Annotated in this window: 18 protein-coding genes; 9 read left to right on the top strand and 9 right to left on the bottom strand. The window is 61.4% G+C overall.

Annotated features, from left to right (window positions below):
• Positions 1 to 33: 33 nt before the first annotated feature.
• Genes TU73_RS01575 through TU73_RS01540 form a run of 8 tightly spaced genes read left to right on the top strand, consistent with a single transcriptional unit; the run spans position 34 to position 6,524 of the window.
• Entirely contained in the window at positions 34 to 1,281 is a 1,248-nt protein-coding gene (locus TU73_RS01575) for an NAD(P)/FAD-dependent oxidoreductase (protein WP_082642526.1), read from the top strand.
• Positions 1,278 to 2,027 carry a class I SAM-dependent methyltransferase gene (locus TU73_RS01570; RefSeq protein WP_057010667.1) on the top strand — a complete coding sequence of 250 codons (750 nt, stop codon included), beginning with the start codon at positions 1,278 to 1,280 and terminating at the stop codon, positions 2,025 to 2,027. Before TU73_RS01575 ends, TU73_RS01570 begins: the two co-directional genes overlap by 4 nt.
• Positions 2,024 to 2,506: a hypothetical protein gene (locus tag TU73_RS01565; protein ID WP_057010666.1), complete on the top strand. Its 483-nt coding sequence runs from the start codon at positions 2,024 to 2,026 to the stop codon at positions 2,504 to 2,506. Before TU73_RS01570 ends, TU73_RS01565 begins: the two co-directional genes overlap by 4 nt.
• Positions 2,503 to 3,669 (top strand): beta-ketoacyl-[acyl-carrier-protein] synthase family protein, encoded by a 1,167-nt coding sequence (locus tag TU73_RS01560; RefSeq protein ID WP_057010665.1) that lies wholly within the window; start codon positions 2,503 to 2,505, stop codon positions 3,667 to 3,669. The genes TU73_RS01565 and TU73_RS01560 overlap by 4 nt, the downstream gene beginning before the upstream one ends.
• Positions 3,666 to 4,127 (top strand): hotdog family protein, encoded by a 462-nt coding sequence (locus TU73_RS01555; protein ID WP_057010664.1) that lies wholly within the window; start codon positions 3,666 to 3,668, stop codon positions 4,125 to 4,127. Before TU73_RS01560 ends, TU73_RS01555 begins: the two co-directional genes overlap by 4 nt.
• Positions 4,124 to 4,852, top strand: coding sequence for a 3-oxoacyl-ACP reductase FabG (gene fabG, locus TU73_RS01550; protein ID WP_057010663.1), 729 nt, complete (start codon positions 4,124 to 4,126; stop codon positions 4,850 to 4,852). Before TU73_RS01555 ends, fabG begins: the two co-directional genes overlap by 4 nt.
• Positions 4,852 to 6,078 carry a beta-ketoacyl-ACP synthase gene (locus TU73_RS01545; protein ID WP_057010864.1) on the top strand — a complete coding sequence of 409 codons (1,227 nt, stop codon included), beginning with the start codon at positions 4,852 to 4,854 and terminating at the stop codon, positions 6,076 to 6,078. Before fabG ends, TU73_RS01545 begins: the two co-directional genes overlap by 1 nt.
• 26 nt (positions 6,079 to 6,104) lie before the next feature.
• A complete protein-coding gene (locus tag TU73_RS01540; protein WP_003187927.1) occupies positions 6,105 to 6,524 on the top strand; it encodes a hypothetical protein in 420 nt (139 codons plus the stop codon).
• A gap of 38 nt (positions 6,525 to 6,562) precedes the next feature.
• Here TU73_RS01540 and TU73_RS01535 read toward each other — a convergent pair whose 3' ends face one another.
• The gene (locus TU73_RS01535; protein WP_057010662.1) at positions 6,563 to 7,456 is read right to left on the bottom strand and encodes a LysR family transcriptional regulator; all 894 of its coding nucleotides are present in this window, start codon (positions 7,454 to 7,456) and stop codon (positions 6,563 to 6,565) included.
• A 180-nt stretch (positions 7,457 to 7,636) separates the two neighbouring features.
• Between TU73_RS01535 and TU73_RS01530 the strand changes: the two genes are divergently transcribed.
• Entirely contained in the window at positions 7,637 to 8,854 is a 1,218-nt protein-coding gene (locus TU73_RS01530; protein ID WP_414860430.1) for an MFS transporter, read from the top strand.
• Positions 8,855 to 8,879: 25 nt separating this feature from the next.
• Here TU73_RS01530 and TU73_RS01525 read toward each other — a convergent pair whose 3' ends face one another.
• From TU73_RS01525 to aroK, 8 genes are all read right to left on the bottom strand, one after another.
• On the bottom strand, positions 8,880 to 10,151 hold the full coding sequence (locus tag TU73_RS01525) for a type II toxin-antitoxin system HipA family toxin (RefSeq protein ID WP_057010661.1): 1,272 nt from the start codon (positions 10,149 to 10,151) through the stop codon (positions 8,880 to 8,882).
• The gene (locus TU73_RS01520; protein WP_057010660.1) at positions 10,144 to 10,395 is read right to left on the bottom strand and encodes a helix-turn-helix transcriptional regulator; all 252 of its coding nucleotides are present in this window, start codon (positions 10,393 to 10,395) and stop codon (positions 10,144 to 10,146) included. Before TU73_RS01520 ends, TU73_RS01525 begins: the two co-directional genes overlap by 8 nt.
• Positions 10,396 to 10,530: 135 nt before the next feature.
• A complete protein-coding gene (gene hemE / locus TU73_RS01515; protein ID WP_057010659.1) occupies positions 10,531 to 11,598 on the bottom strand; it encodes a uroporphyrinogen decarboxylase in 1,068 nt (355 codons plus the stop codon).
• A gap of 252 nt (positions 11,599 to 11,850) precedes the next feature.
• Positions 11,851 to 13,269, bottom strand: a complete 1,419-nt coding sequence (locus tag TU73_RS01510; RefSeq protein WP_003187920.1) for an FAD-dependent oxidoreductase — start codon at positions 13,267 to 13,269, stop codon at positions 11,851 to 11,853.
• A 32-nt stretch (positions 13,270 to 13,301) separates the two neighbouring features.
• Positions 13,302 to 17,747: a glutamate synthase large subunit gene (gltB, locus tag TU73_RS01505; RefSeq protein ID WP_057010658.1), complete on the bottom strand. Its 4,446-nt coding sequence runs from the start codon at positions 17,745 to 17,747 to the stop codon at positions 13,302 to 13,304.
• 352 nt (positions 17,748 to 18,099) lie between these two features.
• Positions 18,100 to 19,677, bottom strand: a complete 1,578-nt coding sequence (locus TU73_RS01500) for an SPOR domain-containing protein (RefSeq protein ID WP_057010657.1) — start codon at positions 19,675 to 19,677, stop codon at positions 18,100 to 18,102.
• Positions 19,678 to 19,687: 10 nt separating this feature from the next.
• Positions 19,688 to 20,788 carry a 3-dehydroquinate synthase gene (aroB, locus tag TU73_RS01495; RefSeq protein ID WP_057010656.1) on the bottom strand — a complete coding sequence of 367 codons (1,101 nt, stop codon included), beginning with the start codon at positions 20,786 to 20,788 and terminating at the stop codon, positions 19,688 to 19,690.
• A 125-nt stretch (positions 20,789 to 20,913) separates the two neighbouring features.
• On the bottom strand, positions 20,914 to 21,432 hold the full coding sequence (aroK, locus tag TU73_RS01490; RefSeq protein ID WP_003187914.1) for a shikimate kinase AroK: 519 nt from the start codon (positions 21,430 to 21,432) through the stop codon (positions 20,914 to 20,916).
• Positions 21,433 to 21,435 lie beyond the last annotated feature (3 nt).

Raw genomic sequence — 21,435 nt, 5'->3', positions numbered from 1 at the left:
ATGCGATTATCGCCCATGCGGCAAGGAGCCCTCGTGCCCATAGTTGAAATGGAACGTCGCCAGGTGGTGGTGATCGGTGCCGGGCCTTCCGGTGCTATCGCGGCCGCGCTGCTAAAGCGCAAAGGGCATGATGTATTGATCATCGAGCGCGAGCATTTCCCGCGCTTCTCGATTGGCGAAAGCCTGCTGTCGCACTGCATCGACTTTATCGAAGAAGCCGGCATGCTCGACGCCGTGCAAGCGGCGGGTTTCCAGGTAAAAACCGGCGCGGCCTTCGCCTGGGGCGAGCGCTACAGTGCATTTGATTTTGGCGATACGTTCAGCAACGGCAAGCCCACCACCTACCAGGTCCAACGCGGCGAGTTCGACAAATTGCTGGCTGATCAGGCGGCGTTGCAAGGCGTGGACATCCGCTATGGCCAAACCATTGTCGGCGTGGATTTCTCCGGCGAGTGCCGCTACCTGCATGTGCGCCGACAGAACGGCAGCGAGTACCACATCAAGGCCAAGTTCGTGCTCGACGCCAGCGGCTATGGCCGCGTGCTGCCGCGTCTGCTGGACCTTGAAGCGCCATCGAACTTTCCGCTGCGCCAGGCCGTGTTCACCCACGTCGAAGACCACATCGCACACCCAGGCTTTGATCGCACCAAGATCCTCGTCACCACCCATCCGACCCAGCGCGATATCTGGTTCTGGACCATCCCGTTCAGCAATGGCCGCTGCTCAGTGGGCGTGGTTGCGGCCAAGGAGCATTTCGATGGCCGCGACAGCGACCTCGACGCCTGCCTGCGCAGCTTCATCGACGAAACGCCAAGCCTGTCCGGCGTGCTCAGCAATGCCGTATGGGACACTCCGGCGCGCAGCATCGGCGGTTACTCGGCCAACGTCAAAACCTTGCACGGCCCGGGCTTTGCGCTGCTGGGCAATGCAGCGGAATTCCTCGACCCGGTATTCTCTTCGGGCGTGACCATCGCCATGCGTTCGGCGAGCATGGCCGCAGGGGTGCTGCACCGTCAGCTCAACGGCGAGACCGTCGACTGGCAAAGCGAATTCGCCGAGCCCTTGAAACGTGGGGTCGACACTTTCCGTTGCTACGTCGAAGGCTGGTATGCCGGCACGTTCCAGGACGTGATTTTCCATCCTGGCAGTTCGCCGGAGATTCGCCGCATGATCAGCTCGATCCTGGCTGGCTACGCCTGGGATGAGCGCAACCCGTTTGTCAGCGAGCCGAAACGCCGGTTGCGGATGTTGTCGGATATCTGTGCGAGTGAAACGATATGAGCAGTCCTGCCGTTGGAAAAAACTACCTGAGCAAGAATTACGTCGAAGAAACCAGGTTCGGGTTCTGGTTTCTGCGCAGCCATACCTGGCAGCATCACGTCTTGCGGGTGGCGATCAACGATCTGCGCAGCCTGTTCAGCGAGCCGCTGCCGGTGGCGCCGGTATTGCTCGACGCCGGTTGCGGCCAGGGTAAATCCTTCCGGTTGCTGCAGGAGGTGTTTGCGCCCTCACGCCTGATCGGCCTGGATGCTGACCCCCACAGCCTCGAACTGAGCCGCGAAGAAGCCGAGCGCCAGGGCATGGCTGTCGAGTTGATCGGCAGCGACTGCGCCACCCTGAAGGTACCGGACGCCAGCGTCGATATCCTGTTCTGCCACCAGACCTTCCATCACCTGGTGGAACAACATCGCGCACTCAAGGAGTTTTATCGGGTACTCAAGCCGGGCGGTTATCTGCTGTTTGCCGAATCCACCGAAGCCTATATCGACACCTGGGTGATTCGCTGGCTGTTCCGCCACCCGATGCATGTGCAGAAAAGCGCCGAGCAATACCTAGAGATGCTCCGTGAGCAGGGTTTTGAATTTGACTCGCAGAATGTCTCGTACCCCTACCTGTGGTGGAGCCGCTCCAGCGACTTCGGCCTGCTGGAGCGCTGGGGCCTGCGCAAGGCGCCGCCGACAGGCCAGCGCGAGGAAACCCTGGTCAACTGCGTAGCGCGTAAACCTTTGGAGAATGCTGCCCCATGATGCGCCTGCTGTTGATCGGTTGCGTGTTGCTGCTGAGCGCCTGTGCCAGCCAGGCACCGCTGCCGCAAAGAATCCCAACCCTGGCCTTGCCGATGCAATTGCACGTGCAACGCCTGGCAGACGGCCAGAGCCAGGATTGGCTGCTGGTGATCCAGCGCGAAGGCAGCGCGATTCGCTGGTCGATGATGGACCCGCTGGGTATTCCCCTGGCCCGGCAAAAACTGGTCGACGGGCAGTGGCAGGCCGACGGCTTGCTGCCCCCCAACCCTCAGGCCCGGGAGCTGTTCGCCGCGCTGCTGTTTGCCCTGACCTCGGCCGGTGATGTGCCGGCGCTGTATCCGCACGCCCAGGCCATGGACTTGACGCGCACGCTACCGGGCCACTGGCAGATCGTCTACCAGTCCAGCGAGGTGTTCAGCGTGAACATGACGGGCCAGCCGTTGAGTTATCGCATTAGCCCGCTGGGTGCCGGCCGATGACCGCTTACCTCAATGCCCTCGGCGTGATCTGCGCCCTGGGCCGCGACCAGGCCGAAGTCAGCCGCAGGCTGTTTGCCGGCGACTGCTCGGGCATGCGCGCCGAAGGCGGTTGGGTGCCGGAGCGCGTGGTGCCGGTAGCGGCCGTTCACGGCGAGCTGGCACCCCTGCCGGTGACGCTGAGCCAACAGAGCAGCCGCAATAACCAGTTGCTGTTGGAAGCGGCGTTGCAGATCGAAGCTCAGCTGCGCCAGGCAATCCAAACCTATGGGCCTTCGCGGGTCGGCATTGTGCTCGGCACCAGCACCTCAGGCATCGACGAAGCCAGCCGCGGCATTGCCCATTACCTGCGCGACCAGCAATTCCCCGCCGACTACGACTACCAGCAACAGGAACTCAGCGCCCCGGCGAACTTCCTCGCCGACTGGCTGCAACTGAGCGGCCCGGCCTATGTGATTTCTACCGCCTGCACCTCCAGCGCCCGTGCCCTGATGAGTGCCCAGCGCCTGCTGGATCTCGGCATCTGCGATGCGGTGATCTGCGGCGGCGTGGACAGCCTGTGCAAGCTGACACTGAACGGTTTCACCGCATTGGAGGCGGTCTCCAGCGAGCGCTGCAATCCGTTCTCGGTGAACCGCAACGGCATCAATATCGGTGAAGCGGCGGTGCTGTTCCTGATGAGCCGCGAGCCAGCCCCGATCGCCTTGCTGGGCAGCGGCGCCAGTTGCGATGCCCACCATATCTCCGCGCCGGAGCCCAGCGGCAAGGGCGCGTTGCAAGCGATGCGCAAGGCCCTGGCCAATGCAAAGCTGGCTCCCGAGCAGATCGGCTACCTGAACCTGCACGGCACCGCCACCCAACACAACGACGCCATGGAAAGCCTGGCGGTCGCCAGCCTGTTCCCCGACGGCGTAGCCTGCTCGTCGACCAAGCCCATGACCGGCCACACCCTCGGTGCCGCCGGAGCGCTGGAAGCGGCGTTCTGTTGGCTGAGTCTGAGCCACGGCTTGCTGCCACCCCACATATGGGACGGCCAAGCCGACCCGGCGCTGCCCGCCTTGCAATGGACACGCTGCGGCGACACCTTGAAAAAAACCTGCCTGATGAGCAACTCGTTTGCCTTCGGCGGCAACAACGTCAGCCTGATAATTGCAGAGGCCCCATGATCGATTGGCCACTTGCCGAACTACTGCCCCATGCGGGCGACATGATCCTGATCGACCAGGTGCTGTCGTTCGATGAAGAGCAGGTCCGCACCCGTGTCACCGTCAAGCCCGGCGGCCTGTTCAACCGTCCTGACGGCAGCCTGCCGGCCTGGGTCGGCCTGGAGTTGATGGCGCAAAGCGTCGCTGCCTATGCCGGTTGCCGTGCGCGCCAGCAAGGCCAGGCGGTGGAGCTGGGTTTCCTGTTGGGCACGCGTAAATACGAGTGCAACGTGGAGCACTTTCCCGCCGGCGCCGAGCTGAATATCCACGGCCTGCGCTCCCTGGAAGACGACAACGGCATGGGTGTGTTCGAATGCCACCTCACCGGCGACGGTATCCAGGCCAGCGCCCGCTTGAACGTATTTCGACCGCCCCAGGCGGCCAACTATCTAGATGAATCGAAGGACCAAACGCCATGACTGAATCCGTACTGGTCACCGGCTCCAGCCGTGGCATCGGCCGCGCCATTGCCCTGCGCCTGGCCCAGGCCGGCCATGACATCGTGCTGCATTGCCGCAGTGGTCGCGCCGAAGCCGACGCCGTGCAGGTCGAGATCGAGGCCCTGGGGCACAAGGCGCGGGTGCTGCAATTCGACGTGTCCGACCGCGCCAGTTGCAGGGCCATCCTTGAAGCCGATGTGGAGCAACACGGCGCCTACTACGGCGTGGTGCTCAATGCCGGGCTGACCCGCGACGGCGCGTTCCCGGCGCTGTCGGAAGACGACTGGGACGTGGTGATGCGCACCAACCTCGATGGTTTTTACAATGTGCTGCACCCGGTGATGATGCCGATGATTCGCCGCCGCGCCGCCGGGCGCATCGTGTGTATCACATCGGTCTCCGGGTTGATCGGCAACCGTGGCCAGGTCAATTACAGCGCCTCCAAGGCCGGCTTGATCGGCGCGGCCAAGGCATTGGCCATCGAGTTGGGCAAGCGCAAGATCACCGTCAACTGCGTGGCGCCGGGGCTGATTGATACCGCAATGCTGGATGAAAACGTGCCGGTAGAAGAACTGATGAAAATGATCCCGGCCCAACGCATGGGCACGCCGGAGGAAGTCGCCGGCGCAGTGAACTTCCTGATGTCCGCCGAAGCTGGCTATATCACGCGCCAAGTGCTGGCCGTGAACGGGGGCCTGTGCTGATGAAGCGCGTTGTCGTCACCGGCATGGCCGGCGTGACCTCCCTGGGCAGCGACTGGGACACCATCGCCGCGAACTTTCGCGCCAACCGCAGCGGCATCCGGCGCATGGACGAGTGGGACCGTTTCACCGAACTGAACACGCGCCTGGCCGGCCCTATCGACAATTTCGTCGTGCCCGCTCACTGGACGCGCAAGCAACTGCGCAGCATGGGCCGCGTCTCGCGCCTGGCGGTGTGGGCGGCGGAACAGGCACTACAGGACGCCGGCCTGCTCGGTGACGCTTCGATCAAGGACGGGCGCATGGGCGTGGCCTGTGGCTCGTCCACCGGCAGCACCGATGAGATCAAGGCCTTCGGCAATATGCTGCTCAACTCGGTGGCCGAAGGGCTCAACGCCAATTCCTACGTGCGCATGATGCCCCACACGACGGCGGCAAATATCAGCATTTTCTTTGGCCTTACCGGGCGCTTGATCCCCACGTCGAGCGCCTGCACCAGCGGCAGCCAGGGCATCGGCTATGCCTACGAAGCGATCAAATTCGGGCGCCTGCCGTTGATGCTCGCCGGCGGCGCCGAAGAGCTCTGCCCCACCGAAGCCATGGTATTCGATGCGCTCTACGCCACCAGCCTGAAGAACGATGCACCGCAAACCAGCCCACGCCCCTACGACAGCGGCCGCGATGGCCTGGTGATCGGCGAAGGCGGCGGCATGCTGGTGCTCGAGGAGCTGGAACATGCCCTGGCGCGGGGTGCGCACATCCACGCCGAGCTGGTCGGTTTTGGCAGCAACGCCGACGGCCAGCACACCACCCGCCCGGAGCAGAAAACCATGCGCCGCGCCATGGAACTGGCCCTGGAAGATGCCGGGCTTGAACCGTCCGCCATTGGCTACGTCAACGGCCATGGCACCGCCACCGACCAGGGCGACATCGCCGAAACCCTGGCCACCAGCAGCCTGTTCGGCAGTCGCATGCCGATCAGCTCGCAGAAGAGTTTCCTTGGCCACACCTTGGGTGCCTGCGGCGCGCTGGAGTCGTGGTTCAGCATCGAAATGATGAACCGCGATGAGTACGTGCACACCTTCAACCTGGATTCGGTCGACCCGCAATGCGGCGAGCTCGATTACCTGCAAGGGGGCTTTCGCCAGATGCACAACGACTATGTGATGAACAACAATTTTGCCTTTGGCGGCGTCAACACCTCGTTGATTTTCCGCCGCTGGTCCTGACTTTTTAATCGATTGGAGAAAGCGGAATGTCTTCCCTGCTACGCGCCACCCTGATCACCCTGGCCCTGCTGACCACCGCCGGGTGTACCAGCAAGCCGGTGCTCAACACCCAGCATGAGTTGCCGGCCACCAGCCAGGTCAGCGAAGAAAAAATGAAACAAGTGATCGTCGCCGCTCTGCAAAAACGCGAGTGGACGGTACAACGCCTGAGCCCGCAGCTGGTGCAGGCCGAGATCACCGTGCGCGGCCAGTTCTACGCTGCGATCGACATCCGCTACACCCGCAACAGCTACGCCATCACCTACCGCGACAGCCGCGACCTGGGCTACAAGGACGGCAAGATCCATCGCAACTACAACCGTTGGGTGAGCATGCTGGATCGGGATATTCTTGCGGGGTTGCGTACTTACAGCGTGAATGAAGCAAATACTTCGCCCCAAAACTGACTCCCCTGTGGCGAGGGAGCTTGCTCCCTCGCCACAGGTTATTGAGCGGCCCTACGCGTCAACAACTCCACAAACCCCTTCGCCATCGGTGTTTGCGCGCCCTTGCGTTGCACCAGCCACACCGCCGTCACCGCCTGCGGGTCGAGCAAGGTGCGATAGACCACCCCATCAATGCGGATGCGCTGGTAAGACGCCGGCAACACCGATACCCCCAACCCCGCCGCCACCAGCCCAATGATAGTCATCGCCTCGCCCGCTTCCTGGGCAAAGTGCGGGCTGAACCCGGCGTCGCGGGCCAGGTTGAGCAACTGCGCGTACAAGCCGCTGCCGTAGCTGCGAGGGAAGAACACAAAAGGCTCCTCGGCCAATTGCTCCAGGTGCAAGCCGCGCTCACTGCCTTGGGCCAACGGGTGGCCGGCGCTCAGTACCGCGACCAAGGGTTCGCGCATCAACTCGACCACGCTCAGCGAGTCGGGCAAGGGCAAAGGCCGCATAAGCCCCACCTGAATCGACTCATCCACCAGCGACTCGGCCACTTGGGTGCTGCTCATTTCTTGCAAGTTCAGATGCACCGCCGGGAAAGCTTGGCGGAAGGCAAAGATCGCCCGGGGAATGCTGGCGTTGAACGGCGCAGACGAGGTGAAGCCGATCTTCAATTCACCCAGTTCCCCCAACTGCGCACGCCGCGCCACATCTGCCGCCTTGTCGACCTGGGCCAGCACCAGCCGTGCCTCTTGCAAGAACAAGCGCCCGGCCTCGCTCAGCTCGACCCGACGATTGGTACGCTCGAACAAGCGTGCGCCCAGCTCGTGTTCCAGCGCCTGGATCTGCTGGCTCAGGGGCGGCTGCGAGATGCCCAGCACCTGCGCGGCGCGGCCAAAATGCAGTTCTTCGGCGACAGCGATGAAGTACCGCAGATGACGTAATTCCATGCATCCCTCATTAGGTCGTAAAACATATCAAACAGGTCGAACAATATATTGGAAAGAATCATTAGGCAGCTATATTCTTTTTTGCATTGTCGGTCCTGGCAGTCCTTCCTCCCCGAGGTCCCCGTGAATTCTGCTGTTGCTCCACTCACCCAACAAACTCCTCCCTCCGCCCTCGATGAAGTGGTGGCGCAGCTCAACGACGCGTACATCGAAAAAGGCACGCCGATGTTCATGCGCACGGTGCTGGCGCTGTTCTCCGGCGGGTTTGCCACCTTTGCCCTGTTGTATTGCGTACAGCCGATGATGCCGGCGTTGTCCCACGAGTTTTCCATCAATGCCGCGCAAAGCAGCCTGATTCTGTCCGTCGCGACCGCGATGCTTGCTTGCGGCCTGCTGGTTACCGGGCCAATTTCCGACAGGCTGGGGCGCAAGCCGGTGATGGTCGCCGCGTTGTTCTGCGCAGCGCTGGCCACCATCGCCAGCGGTCTGATGCCGACCTGGGAGGGGATTCTGCTGATGCGGGCGTTGGTGGGCCTGTCCCTGAGCGGCCTGGCCGCCGTGGCGATGACCTACCTCAGCGAAGAGATCCACCCGCAGCACATCGGCCTGGCCATGGGTTTGTACATCGGTGGCAACGCGATTGGCGGCATGAGCGGGCGCCTGATCATCGGCGTGTTGATTGACTTCGTCAGCTGGCACATCGCAATGCTGATCATCGGTGCCCTGGCGCTTATCGCCGCCACGGTGTTCTGGAAGATCCTCCCCGAATCGCGCAACTTCCGCGCCAGCAGCCTCAAGCCACGCAGCCTCTTGGATGGCTTTGTCATGCACTTCAAGGATGCGGGCCTGCCATGGCTGTTCCTTGAAGCCTTCCTGCTGATGGGTGCCTTTGTGACGATGTTCAACTACATCGGTTATCGCCTGCTGGCCTCACCCTACGAGCTGAGCCAGGCGGTGGTCGGCCTGCTGTCATTGGTGTACCTCTCGGGCATCTACAGCTCGGCCAAGATCGGCTCCCTGGCCGACCGCCTCGGCCGCCGCCGCGTGCTGTGGGGCACCATCGTGCTAATGCTCGCCGGCATGGCCCTGACGCTGTTCACGCCGCTGTGGCTGGTAGTGCCGGGCATGCTGGTGTTCACCTTCGGCTTCTTCGGTGCCCACTCGGTCGCCAGCAGCTGGATCGGCCGCCGTGCGGTGAAAGCCAAGGGGCAGGCGTCGTCGCTCTACTTGTTCTGCTACTACGTGGGATCGAGTATTGCGGGTACGGCGGGTGGGTTCTTCTGGCACTTTGCAGGGTGGAATGGGATCGGGGCGTTTATCGTTGCGCTGCTGATTGGCGCGCTGCTGGTGGCGTTGAAGCTGGCGAAGTTGCCACCGCTGGGACGCACAGCAGCTTGAGGTACTGTTTAACGAGAAAACCGCTTCACAGCGGTTTTTTCGCAATGGGCTTTCGCTTCATTCCAGTGCCGATCGAATCATGAAGTGCCATGGCACGTCCTCCATCCCACTCCGCCTGCATTGCCGAAAACAGCTCGATATCGATACGCGCTTGATGGGCAACGAGCGCCTCGGACATTGCCTCGGCGATTCGCTCAATGATCACCCAAGGCTTCTCCACCCCACAATGCTTACGACCAAACTCCATCAGTTGCTGGCGGTCCGGATAGGTTTTGACCTTGTTCATTTTTATCGCCAAGGTGCGATCAACCAATGAACGACCGGACTTGGGATTGTAGTTCTCATACACAGTAGTGGTGGTGACATCGAAGACAGGCGCTAATTGCACTGTTTCTCGGGCTCCAGGATGGGTGTAGATCACACCGAAGTTTTTCAGGTGCGCGTCACCATTACGCACCATGACCGACAAGCAAACCGAAGAGAAGAACCGCTCAAGCTCGCGTAACGGATCACCCTGCGCACAGACATGATTGATCACCGCAGCGAGGGTCTCGTAGCTCTGCGAGTACTTGTAATTGTCGTGGGGATCTTTGTTGAGTCCCAACAGAACGGCCATGTCCTCAAAACCCAGCCGCCCGGTCGAGGTCAAATCGAAGCGCTCCATCACAAACAGATCACCCCCTTCGGACAACCAGAAAGGTGGTGTTTCCATGCCTGCTATGCGCGCAGCTTCCATACAGAGGAACTCGTTCTGTGCCAGGTGAACGTATTCATCGGCACCCGACTTCACGATCAGGTCAGAACTGAGCATGGTCTTGCGGCTGCCAGTCAGCTTGTCCAAGTCAGGCACCAGTACCTTGGGTTGCACACCGGAAATACCCGACTCGAAATACGTCTCCACAAGGAACTCGAATACACCCTGGGAGGTATCGGCTGACAGTATTTGCTGGAGGCCCACCTGAGCCTTCACGGGTACTGATGCCCCGACAGGGTTCTGGTAGGTAAGCCGCCCGATCTGGTTACCGCCGATCACCGATAACAGGCGCATCTCGTCTACCTGCATGTACTTGGCCATCCGTCGCTTGATTTGATCGGCCAGAAAACCTTCCGGTACGTTCATATCGAAAATCGGATGCAGTACGTTACTGACCGCAGGTGTCGGGTCGTAGGGCATGACCAGGGATACTTCGCATCCGGCATCAGCAGATGAATAAGAAAACGAGAATTGCGAGCCTTTAGACAAATCGCCTGCATGCCCCTGGGGTGTCACAACATTGAGCAACTTGATTCTACTCATCGTGCTCCACCAGATCGGCCAAGGATTTGAGATCGATGCGTTTATCCACGACTTCCAGGGCCATACCCAGTGCAGAAATCACCCGGAACACCGTGTACATCGCGACATTTTCACCCGCTTCCAGATCAATGATGGTCTTGCGGTTGCACTTGGCCCGGTCCGCCAGTTGCGCCTGGCTAAAGCCCTTGGCCCGACGCAGTTGTCGTATCCTTTCGCCCAGGTCAGGTGGAGTAGTCAGCAACATAATGTCACCTATAACGGACTTATAAGCATAGGAAGCTCATTATGTCCGCAATGACGGACACTACAAGCACCATACGTCTGCTGACCACAAACAAGAACGCCCGGCCTAAGCCGGGCGTTCTTTATCAGGCAACCGTCACTCGTGGTACTGCGCCGACAGCTCATGCACTGCACGCAGGAACGCACCCGCATGCTCCGGGTTCACTTCCGGCGTAATGCCATGGCCGAGGTTGAACACGTGACCGGTGCCCTTGCCATAGCTGGCCAGGATGCGCCCGACTTCGGTACGGATCGCCTCCGGCTTGGCGTAGAGCACGGTCGGGTCCATGTTGCCTTGCAGCGCGACCTGGCTGCCAACGCGGCGGCGGGCTTCGCCGATATCGCAGGTCCAGTCCAGGCCCAGGGCATCGGCACCGGCGTCTGCGATGCTTTCCAGCCACAGGCCGCCGCCCTTGGTGAACATGATCACCGGCACCTTGCGGCCTTCGTGCTCGCGGATCAGGCCGCTGACGATCTTGCGCATGTAGGCCAGGGAGAATTCCTGGTACGCCGCCGCCGACAGGTTGCCACCCCAGGTATCGAAGATCTGCACCGCTTGGGCGCCGGCCATGATCTGGCCGTTGAGGTAGGAGGTGACCGACTGCGCGAGCTTGTCCAGCAGCAGGTGCATGGCTTGCGGGTTGTCATAGAGCATGGCCTTGGTCTTGCGGAAGTCTTTCGACGAGCCGCCTTCGACCATGTAGGTGGCCAGGGTCCAGGGGCTGCCGGAGAAGCCGATCAGCGGCACGCGGCCGTTCAGCTCGCGGCGGATGGTGCTGACCGCATCCATCACGTAGCCGAGGTCCTTGTGCGGATCAGGAATCGGCAGGGCTTCAATATCGGCCAGGGTGCTGACGACTTTCCTGAAGCGCGGGCCTTCGCCGGTTTCGAAATACAGGCCTTGGCCCATGGCGTCGGGGATGGTGAGGATGTCGGAAAAGAGGATGGCCGCGTCCAGTTGTGGGTAACGGTCCAGCGGCTGCATCGTGACTTCGCAGGCGAACGCAGGATTCATGCACAGGCTCATGAAGTCGCCGGCGTGGGCGCGACTGGCGCGGTATTCCGGCAGGTAGCGACCGGCTTGACGCATCATCCACACCGGGGTGACGTCTACGGGTTGCTTGAGCAGGGCACGAAGGAAACGGTCGTTCTTGAGGGCAGTCATGTCGGCATCCGCAAAAAAAGTGCGGGCATTTTCTCAGAGCGCGACGCAAAAGGCACGGAATGCGCCGTGCCTTTTATCTATCGGGTCAATTTGTCGCAATGACTGGCAACACAAACCTCAATGTGAAATGAGGTTTGTGTGGGAGCTGGCTTGCCTGCGATAGCATCAACTGGGTCTGGCTGACCGACCGAGTTGCCTGCATCGCAGGCAAGCCAGCTCCCACATTTGATCGCATTTCAGACTGAAATTTGATCAGACCTGCAGGTAGTCCAGGATCCCTTCGGCGGCATTGCGGCCTTCGAAGATCGCCGTCACTACCAGGTCCGACCCGCGCACCATGTCGCCACCGGCGAAGATTTTCGGATTGCTGGTCTGGTGCTTGTACTGGCCTTGCTCCGGGGCGACGACGCGGCCCTGACTGTCGGTCTGGATCTCGAACTGCTCGAACCATGGCGCCGGGCTTGGGCGGAAGCCGAAAGCGATGACCACGGCGTCGGCCGGGATGATCTCTTCGGAACCCGGGATAGGCTCGGGGCTGCGACGGCCACGGGCGTCAGGTTCGCCAAGACGGGTCTCGACCACCTTCACACCTTCGACACGGTCTTCACCGACGATGGCAATCGGCTGGCGGTTGTAGAGGAATTTCACCCCTTCTTCCTTGGCGTTCTTCACCTCTTTGCGCGAGCCGGGCATGTTGGCTTCGTCACGGCGATAAGCGCAGGTCACCGACTTGGCGCCCTGGCGGATCGACGTACGGTTGCAGTCCATCGCGGTGTCGCCACCGCCAAGCACCACGACCTTCTTGCCTTTCATGTCGACGAAGTCTTCCGGCGACTTTTCAAAGCCCAGGTTGCGGTTGACGTTGGCGATCAGGAAGTCGAGCGCGTCATACACGCCCGGCAAGTCCTCACCGGCAAAGCCGCCCTTCATGTAGGTGTAGGTGCCCATGCCCATGAACACTGCATCGTATTCGGCGAGCAGTTGCTCCATGGTGATGTCCTTGCCGATTTCGGTATTGAGACGGAACTCGATACCCATGCCGGTGAACACTTCACGACGGTGGCTCAGTACGGTTTTTTCCAGCTTGAACTCAGGGATACCGAAGGTCAGCAGGCCACCGATTTCCGGGTTCTTGTCGAACACCACCGGGGTCACGCCACCACGCACCAATACGTCGGCACAGCCCAGGCCCGCCGGCCCCGCGCCGATGATCGCGACGCGCTTGCCGGTCGGCTTGACCTTGGACATGTCCGGGCGCCAACCCATGGCGAACGCGGTGTCGGTGATGTACTTCTCCACCGAGCCGATGGTTACCGCGCCGAAGCCGTCGTTGAGGGTGCAGGCGCCTTCACACAGACGGTCCTGCGGGCACACCCGGCCGCAGACTTCCGGCAGGGTGTTGGTCTGGTGAGACAACTCGGCGGCGGCGAGGATATTGCCCTCGGCCACCAGTTTGAGCCAGTTGGGAATGAAGTTGTGCACCGGGCACTTCCATTCGCAATACGGGTTACCGCACCCCAGGCAGCGGTGGGCCTGGTCGGCCGAGTGCTGGGGTTTGAAGGGTTCGTAGATTTCCACGAACTCTTTCTTGCGTTGACGCAACAGTTTCTTCTTCGGATCTTTGCGCCCGACATCGATGAACTGGAAGTCGTTATTCAGACGTTCAGCCATGTTAAAACCTCATCAAACTGTTCAGGCGCATATCACTGCGGGTTGGCACGGATGCTGGAGAGCAAGGATTTCAGGTTGGCAGCCTTGGGCTTGACCAGCCAGAAACGACGCAGGTAATCATCGAGGTTCTCGGCAAGTTCACGACCCCATTCGCTGCCGGTTTCCTCGACGTACTCGTCCAGCACGTGCTGCAGGTGGTTCCGGTAGGACTCCATGGCTTCGCCGCTGATCCGCTGGATCTCGACCAACTCGTGGTTGACCTTGTCGACGAAGGTATTGTCCTGGTCGAGCACGTAGGCGAAACCGCCGGTCATGCCCGAACCGAAGTTGTAACCGGTCTTGCCCAGTACCGCGACAAAGCCGCCGGTCATGTACTCGCAGCAGTGATCGCCGGTGCCTTCCACCACGGTGTGGGCACCGGAGTTACGCACGGCGAAGCGCTCGCCGGCAGTGCCGGCGGCGAACAGCTTGCCTCCGGTGGCGCCGTACAGGCAGGTGTTGCCGATGATGGCACTGTCCTGGGTCTTGTAGACGCTGCCGGCCGGCGGAACGATGACCAGCTTGCCACCGGTCATGCCCTTGCCCACGTAGTCGTTGGCGTCGCCTTCCAGGTACATATGCAGGCCGCCGGCGTTCCACACGCCGAAGCTCTGGCCCGCCGTGCCTTTGAAGCGGAAGGTGATCGGCGCTTTCGCCATGCCTTGGTTACCGTGCTTGCGCGCGATTTCGCCGGAGATGCGTGCGCCGATGGACCGGTCGCAGTTGCAGATATCCAGGGCGAATTCGCCACCGCTGGCGTCATTGATCGCGCTCCCTGCCATGTCGACCATCTTCTCGGCCAACAGGCCTTTGTCGAACGGCGGGTTGCGGTCCACCTGGCAGAATTGTGGCTTGTCTGCCGGGATGTGATCGCTGCCCAACAGCGGCGTCAGGTCCAGGTGTTGTTGCTTGGCGGACTGGCCTTCGAGGATGTCCAGCAGGTCGGTACGACCGATCAGCTCTTCGAGGGAGCGCACGCCCAGCTTGGCCAGCCACTCACGGGTCTCTTCGGCGACGTAGGTGAAGAAATTCACCACCATGTCGACGGTGCCGATGTAGTGATCCTTGCGCAGCTTCTCGTTCTGGGTCGCCACGCCGGTAGCGCAGTTGTTCAGGTGGCAGATGCGCAGGTATTTGCAGCCCAGCGCGATCATGGGCGCGGTGCCGAAGCCGAAACTCTCGGCGCCGAGGATCGCAGCCTTGATCACGTCGAGGCCGGTTTTCAGGCCGCCGTCGGTCTGTACCCGCACCTTGCCACGCAGGTCGTTGCCGCGCAGGGTCTGGTGGGTTTCGGCCAGGCCGAGCTCCCACGGCGCACCGGCGTACTTGATGGAGGTCAGCGGCGAAGCGCCGGTGCCGCCGTCGTAGCCGGAGATGGTGATCAGGTCGGCATAGGCCTTGGCCACACCGGCGGCGATGGTGCCGACGCCGGCTTCTGCGACCAGTTTTACCGAGACCAGGGCCTGCGGGTTGACTTGTTTCAAGTCGAAAATCAGCTGCGACAAATCTTCAATCGAGTAGATGTCGTGGTGCGGCGGTGGAGAGATCAGCGTCACGCCCGGCACCGCATAACGCAGCTTGGCGATCAGACCGTTGACCTTGCCGCCTGGCAACTGGCCGCCTTCACCAGGCTTGGCGCCCTGGGCTACCTTGATCTGCAGCACTTCGGCGTTGACCAGGTATTCCGGGGTCACGCCGAAACGGCCAGTGGCGACCTGCTTGATCTTCGAGCTCTTGATGGTGCCGTAGCGCGCCGGGTCTTCGCCGCCTTCACCGGAGTTGGAACGCGCACCCAGGCGGTTCATGGCTTCGGCCAGGGCCTCGTGGGCCTCGGGCGACAAGGCACCCAGGGAAATACCGGCAGAGTCGAAGCGCTTGAGGATCGATTCCAGCGGCTCGACTTCGCTGATGTCCATCGGCGTGTCCAGGGTCTTGACCTTGAACAGGTCGCGGATCATCGATACCGGGCGGTTATCCACCAGGCTCGTGTATTCCTTGAACTTGGCGTAGTCGCCCTGCTGCACGGCGGCTTGCAAAGTGCTGACCACGTCCGGGTTGTAGGCATGGTATTCGCCACCATGCACAAACTTGAGCAAGCCACCTTGCTGGATCGGCTTGCGCGCACTCCAGGCCTCCAACGCCAAGGCTTTCTGCTCGGCTTCGATGTCGACGAAACGTGCGCCCTTGATGCGGCTCGGCACACCACGGAAGCTCAGCTCGCAGACTTCTTCCGACAGGCCAATGGCTTCGAACAGTTGCGCACCACGGTACGAGGTGACCGTGGAGATGCCCATCTTCGACAGGATCTTCAGCAGGCCCTTGGTGATGCCTTTACGGTAGTTCTTGAACACCTCATAGAGGTCGCCCAGGACTTCACCGGTACGGATCAGGTCGCCGAGCACTTCGTACGCCAGGAACGGATACACCGCCGACGCGCCGAAACCGATCAGCACTGCAAAGTGATGCGGATCACGGGCGGTAGCGGTCTCAACGAGGATGTTGGAGTCGCAACGCAGGCCCTTTTCGGTCAGACGGTGGTGCACCGCGCCGGTGGCGAGCGAAGCATGGATCGGCAGCTTGCCTGGCGCGATATGACGGTCGGTCAGCACGATCTGGGTACGTCCGGCGCGCACGGCTTCTTCGGCCTGGTCGGCAACGTTACGCACAGCGGCTTCAAGGCCGAGGCTCTCGTCGTAGTTCAGGTCGATGATCTGGCGGTCGAAGCCTGGACGCTCCAGGGTCATCAGCGAGCGCCACTTGGCCGGGGAGATGACCGGCGAGCTGAGGATCACGCGGGAAGCGTGCTCGGGCGACTCCTGGAAGATGTTGCGCTCGGCACCGAGGCACACTTCCAGGGACATCACGATGGCTTCGCGCAGCGGGTCGATCGGCGGGTTGGTGACCTGGGCGAACTGCTGGCGGAAATAGTCGTACGGGGTGCGCACGCGCTGGGACAGCACGGCCATCGGCGTGTCGTCGCCCATGGAGCCGACGGCCTCGTAGCCTTGTTCGCCAAGCGGACGCAGTACCTGATCGCGCTCTTCGAACGTGACCTGGTACATCTTCATGTACTGCTTGAGCTGGTCGACATCGTAGAAAGCCGAACCGTGGTCGTTGTCTTCCATGGTCGCCTGGATGCGCAGGGCGTTCTTGCGCAGCCATTGCTTGTACGGGTGACGGGACTTCAAGCGGTTGTCGATGGCGTCGGTGTCGAGGATCTGCCCGGTCTCGGTGTCCACAGCCAGAATCTGGCCCGGGCCAACGCGGCCTTTGGCAATCACATCTTGCGGCTTGTAGTTCCACACGCCGATTTCCGACGCCAGGGTGATGAAGCCGTTGGTGGTGGTAACCCAACGTGCCGGGCGCAGGCCGTTACGGTCGAGCAGGCACACTGCATAGCGGCCATCGGTCATGACCACACCAGCCGGGCCGTCCCAGGGTTCCATGTGCATCGAATTGTATTCGTAGAACGCCCGCAGGTCCGGGTCCATGGTCTCGACGTTCTGCCACGCAGGCGGAATGATCATGCGCACGCCACGGAACAGGTCGATGCCGCCGGTAACCATCAGTTCGAGCATGTTGTCCATGCTGGAGGAGTCGGAACCCACGCGGTTGACCAGCGGACCGAGCTCTTCGAGATCCATCAAATCGTTGGCGAACTTGGTGCGACGGGCCACGGCCCAGTTGCGGTTGCCGGTGATGGTGTTGATCTCGCCGTTGTGGGCGAGGAAGCGGAACGGCTGGGCCAACGGCCATTTCGGCAGGGTGTTGGTGGAGAAGCGCTGGTGGAACACGCAGATCGCGGTTTGCAGACGCTCATCGCTCAGGTCCGGATAAAAGGCGGTGAGATCCGCCGGCATCATCAGGCCTTTGTAAATGATGGTCTTGTGGGAAAAGCTGCAGATGTAGTGGTCGGTGTCGGCGGCGTTGAGCACCGACGAACGACGACGGGACGTGAACAGCTTGATCGCCATGTCCTGGTCGCTCAGGCCGTCGCCGGCGATGAACACTTGTTCAATCTGCGGCAGGCGCTCCAGGGCCAGGCGGCCGAGTACGCTGGTGTCGATGGGCACTTTGCGCCATCCGACCAGTTGCAGGCCGGCGGCAACGATCTCGCGGTTCATGTTCTCGCGAGCGGCTTCGGCTTTTACCGGGTCCTGGTTGAAAAACACCATGCCCACGGCGTACTGCTTGGGCAGTTCGACTGCAAATTGCTCTTTGGCGACAGCGCGCAGGAACTGGTCGGGCTTTTGAATCAGCAAGCCGCAACCGTCACCGGTCTTGCCGTCGGCGTTGATCCCACCGCGGTGGGTCATGCAGGTCAGGGCCTCGATGGCCGTTTGCAAAAGGGTATGACTGGGCTCGCCCTGCATGTGGGCTATCAGGCCGAAACCGCAGTTATCCTTGAATTCATCGGGTTGGTACAGACCTGCTTTCATAGACACTTTCTCACCAGGCTGCCTCTTATATCGAGGCAAATTTCTTTTCAATTCAACCGGTTACCTTCCACGCCGAACGTACGCCGGCTTAGCGGGGGCAAAAGGGAGGTCATTGTACACACCGACACAGACGCTCACAAATTTAGCGACGAAATGTCGCAAATCTATGTCGCATTTATGAAAGGTTTAAAGCGATATGCTGTGCTAGTCAAAACTTTTTTAATTCTGACCGCTACGACTCAAAAGCCACTGTGACGCAGACACCACAAAGCGCGCGGTCTCGGGAGACTGCACGCACTTGCGGATTTTTTTGAGGTGCCGGGAGGGCGGCCTGGGTAAGGCCGCCGGATCTTCAGCGAGTTGCTGCCAGTTCTTGTTGAACGCTGGCAACAGTGCGAGGCCAAGGTTTACCAGCCTGAACCTTCGCTGGCAAGGCCTTGATGGCAGAATCGGCTGCGGCGCGGCTTGGGAAGCTGCCGTAGGTGATCACGTAGAGAGGCTTGCCGTTGAGCACTTTCTTGAAATAACGGTACTGGCCGCCCTGCTCTTTGACGAACGCCTGGGCGTTGGCTTCGGAGCTGGTGCCGAGGATTTGCACTACGAAGTTGCCGGTAGGCTGGCTGCTGTACCAGCTGCTGCCGGCGGCACCGGCCTTGGCCACGGTGGCGGCGGGTTTTTCAGCAGGCTTGGCCGCAGGTGCGGGTGCGGGTGCCGGCTTGGCCACTGGCGCTGCGGGCTTGGCTGTGGCAACCGTCGGCGCCGGGGTCGGCTTGGCAACTGGCGCTACCGGTGCGGCAGGCGCTACCGGGGTTGCTGGCGTGCCAGCCGGTACGCCGGCAGGCGGCGCGGTGGTGGTCACGGTCGGCGGCGTGGCACTGGAGCCTTCCACCGGCACACCGTCGTCGCCTTCGGAGATACCACCGGCTTCTTCGGCGAGCGGGCCACGCATTACAGGCTGACCAACCATCGGCAGGTTGGTCGGTTGGCCGGAGTTGGCGAACTCGACGTTCGGCGTGGGCTTGCCCAGTGGCAACTGCGCCTGCTCAGTTGGCGCGCCGGTAGTTGTCGGTGCTTTATTGCGACCCGGGATCAACCAGGCGGCGGCAACAGCGACCACGACAACGGCGGAAATAGCCAATACGTGCTTCTTAGGCATAGTGAACCCCATCTTTGGACGCTTGACCGCTGAGCGGCTGGCAATCATGGCTTCGATCATTGCATCGCGGGCAACCTGGTTGATGTTGCCAGGCCAGCCATCGGAGCTTTCGTGAATATCAGAGATCTGCGCAGCGGAGAAAAGTTCGATACCCGCCCCGGCGCCTTCAAGACGTTGGGCCAGGTATTCGCGGGTTTCTTCCTCTTCGTAGGGCTGCAGCTCAATGACATGGAACAGCTCCTGATCACCGCTGATCTGCTCCAGATCGGCGATCAACGACGACTCGCCAAACAGGAACACGTGGGGGCGACCTTCCGGCGTGCCCGCAGCAAGCGCCAGCAGCGCTTCGAGGGCAGATTCGTCAAGCTGCTCGGCGTCGTCCACCAGCAGATAGACTTCCTGGCCGGTCAGGCCCAGTTGCACCACCTGCTTGAGAATGGCGTTTGGCTCGGCATTGGCCACATCCAGCGCCTGGGCCACCTGGCGCAGCACACCTGCAGCATCGCCGGCGCCACGGGCCGAGACCACCACACTCTGCACCGATTGCTTGTTAGTGCTGGCGACCAGCGCCTGGCGCAGCAAGGTCTTGCCGCTGCCCAAGGGGCCGGTGACCACCAGCAGCAGCTGGCTGTAGCGTGCCAGGTGGTGCAGTTGCCCCAGCACGGGCTTGCGCTGGGCCGGGAAGAATTTGAAGCCAGGCACCCGTGGAGCGAAAGGGTCATGGCTCAAGTGATAATGGCCGAGGAACGCCTCGTCGGCATGCAAACTAGTCATCGGGATCTTATTAACCTTTAAGCTGGGCCAGGGCGCGGTAATCCGCTCCCAGCGTGGCCTGTAAAATCTCTTTCGGATAATCGTCGGTCACCACCGCCTCGCCCATGTGGCGCAACAGCACCAGCCGCAGTCGACCGTCGATCACTTTCTTGTCTATTGCCATATGTTCGAGGAAATCGGCCTCAGTCATCTCCGTCGGCGGGATGACCGGCAAACCGGCGCGCTGGAACAGGCGGATGCCACGATCGCGCTCCTGGGCGCTGATCCAGCCCAGGCGCTGCGACATTTCCAATGCCATCACAGTGCCAGCTGCTACAGCTTCCCCATGCAACCACACACCATAGCCCATGTGCGTTTCGATCGCATGGCCGAAGGTATGGCCCAGGTTCAGGGTGGCGCGCACGCCGGACTCCCGTTCGTCGGCATTGACCACCAGCGCCTTGGCGGCGCACGAGCGGGAAATCGCTTCGGTCAGGGCCACCTGGTCGAGTGCACGCAGGGCATCTACGTGTTCTTCGAGCCAGGTCAGGAAGGGTTCGTCGCAGATCAGCCCGTACTTGATGACTTCCGCCAGGCCCGCCGACAGCTCCCGCGGCGGCAAGGTGTTGAGGGTGGTGGTATCGATCAGCACGGCTTGAGGCTGATAGAACGCACCGACCATGTTCTTGCCCAGCGGGTGGTTGATACCGGTCTTGCCACCCACCGACGAATCGACCTGGGACAACAGGGTGGTCGGCACCTGGATAAAGTCCACGCCGCGCTGGTAGCAGGCCGCGGCAAAACCGGCCATGTCGCCGATCACACCGCCACCCAGGGCGACCACGGTAGTTCGACGGTCATGACGCGCAGTCAGCAGGCCATCAAAAATCAGTTGCAGGGTTTCCCAGTTTTTGTGGGCTTCGCCGTCAGGCAACACCACAGAGATCACCGAATACGCCGCAAGGCTGCGGCTCAGACGCTCAAGATACAGCGGCGCGACCGTTTCGTTGGAGATGATCGCCACCTGCCGACCGGCAATATGCGGTGCAAGCAGCTCGGGCCGGTCCAAAAGACCTTCGCCAATGTGGATCGGGTAGCTGCGCTCGCCTAAATCGACCTTAAGTGTCTGCATGTGTCCCCGCGTTGAAGATATATTGACGACCGGCAGCGCCGTGATCCGACACCGCTTGATAGCTCTACGCCACACCTCGCAAGGTTATGGCGCGCCGCCGAGAATAGCGCATTTCGGGCCAGGCTTTAACGGGGTGGCAGTCGCTGCAGGCGCTCAAGAATATCGAGCACCACCATTCGCGGTGGCCGTTCATCGGTTTCCACCACCAGATCGGCGATTTCCCGATACAGCGGATCGCGTAGTGCAAGCAGGTCCCGCAAGGTTTTCGCCGGGTCAGCAGTGCGCAGCAACGGGCGATTGCGATCACGGGCGGTGCGGCCTACCTGCTGTTCGACCGACGCGTGCAAATACACCACCCGACCGCCGGCATGCAGCGCCCGACGATTTTCATCGCGCATCACTGCGCCACCGCCGGTCGCCAACACCACGCCATCGCAGCCGCACAGTTCGGCAATCATCGCCTGCTCGCGGTCGCGAAAGCCCAGCTCGCCTTCCTTATCGAAGATCCATGGGATATTGGCACCCGTGCGCAATTCAATTTCCTTATCGGAGTCTTTGAATGGCAGGCGCAGCTCTTTGGCCAGCAAACGGCCGATGGTGCTCTTTCCAGCCCCCATCGGTCCTACAAGAATCAAATTTCGCACAGA

Source organism: Pseudomonas libanensis, from assembly GCF_001439685.1.
Classification (GTDB): domain Bacteria; phylum Pseudomonadota; class Gammaproteobacteria; order Pseudomonadales; family Pseudomonadaceae; genus Aquipseudomonas; species Aquipseudomonas libanensis.
This window is presented reverse-complemented; position numbering and strand designations above follow the sequence as displayed.

Bases quoted from the DNA above. Each gene is read 5' to 3' on its own strand.
- TU73_RS01570 (WP_057010667.1), top strand. From the start codon at position 1,278: ATGAGCAGTCCTGCCGTTGGAAAAAACTACCTGAGCAAGAATTACGTC.
- TU73_RS01565 (WP_057010666.1), top strand. From the start codon at position 2,024: ATGATGCGCCTGCTGTTGATCGGTTGCGTGTTGCTGCTGAGCGCCTGT.
- TU73_RS01560 (WP_057010665.1), top strand. From the start codon at position 2,503: ATGACCGCTTACCTCAATGCCCTCGGCGTGATCTGCGCCCTGGGCCGC.
- TU73_RS01555 (WP_057010664.1), top strand. From the start codon at position 3,666: ATGATCGATTGGCCACTTGCCGAACTACTGCCCCATGCGGGCGACATG.
- fabG (WP_057010663.1), top strand. From the start codon at position 4,124: ATGACTGAATCCGTACTGGTCACCGGCTCCAGCCGTGGCATCGGCCGC.
- TU73_RS01545 (WP_057010864.1), top strand. From the start codon at position 4,852: ATGAAGCGCGTTGTCGTCACCGGCATGGCCGGCGTGACCTCCCTGGGC.
- TU73_RS01540 (WP_003187927.1), top strand. From the start codon at position 6,105: ATGTCTTCCCTGCTACGCGCCACCCTGATCACCCTGGCCCTGCTGACC.
- TU73_RS01535 (WP_057010662.1), bottom strand. From the start codon at position 7,456: ATGGAATTACGTCATCTGCGGTACTTCATCGCTGTCGCCGAAGAACTG.
- TU73_RS01525 (WP_057010661.1), bottom strand. From the start codon at position 10,151: ATGAGTAGAATCAAGTTGCTCAATGTTGTGACACCCCAGGGGCATGCA.
- TU73_RS01520 (WP_057010660.1), bottom strand. From the start codon at position 10,395: ATGTTGCTGACTACTCCACCTGACCTGGGCGAAAGGATACGACAACTG.
- hemE (WP_057010659.1), bottom strand. From the start codon at position 11,598: ATGACTGCCCTCAAGAACGACCGTTTCCTTCGTGCCCTGCTCAAGCAA.
- TU73_RS01510 (WP_003187920.1), bottom strand. From the start codon at position 13,269: ATGGCTGAACGTCTGAATAACGACTTCCAGTTCATCGATGTCGGGCGC.
- gltB (WP_057010658.1), bottom strand. From the start codon at position 17,747: ATGAAAGCAGGTCTGTACCAACCCGATGAATTCAAGGATAACTGCGGT.
- TU73_RS01500 (WP_057010657.1), bottom strand. From the start codon at position 19,677: ATGACTAGTTTGCATGCCGACGAGGCGTTCCTCGGCCATTATCACTTG.
- aroB (WP_057010656.1), bottom strand. From the start codon at position 20,788: ATGCAGACACTTAAGGTCGATTTAGGCGAGCGCAGCTACCCGATCCAC.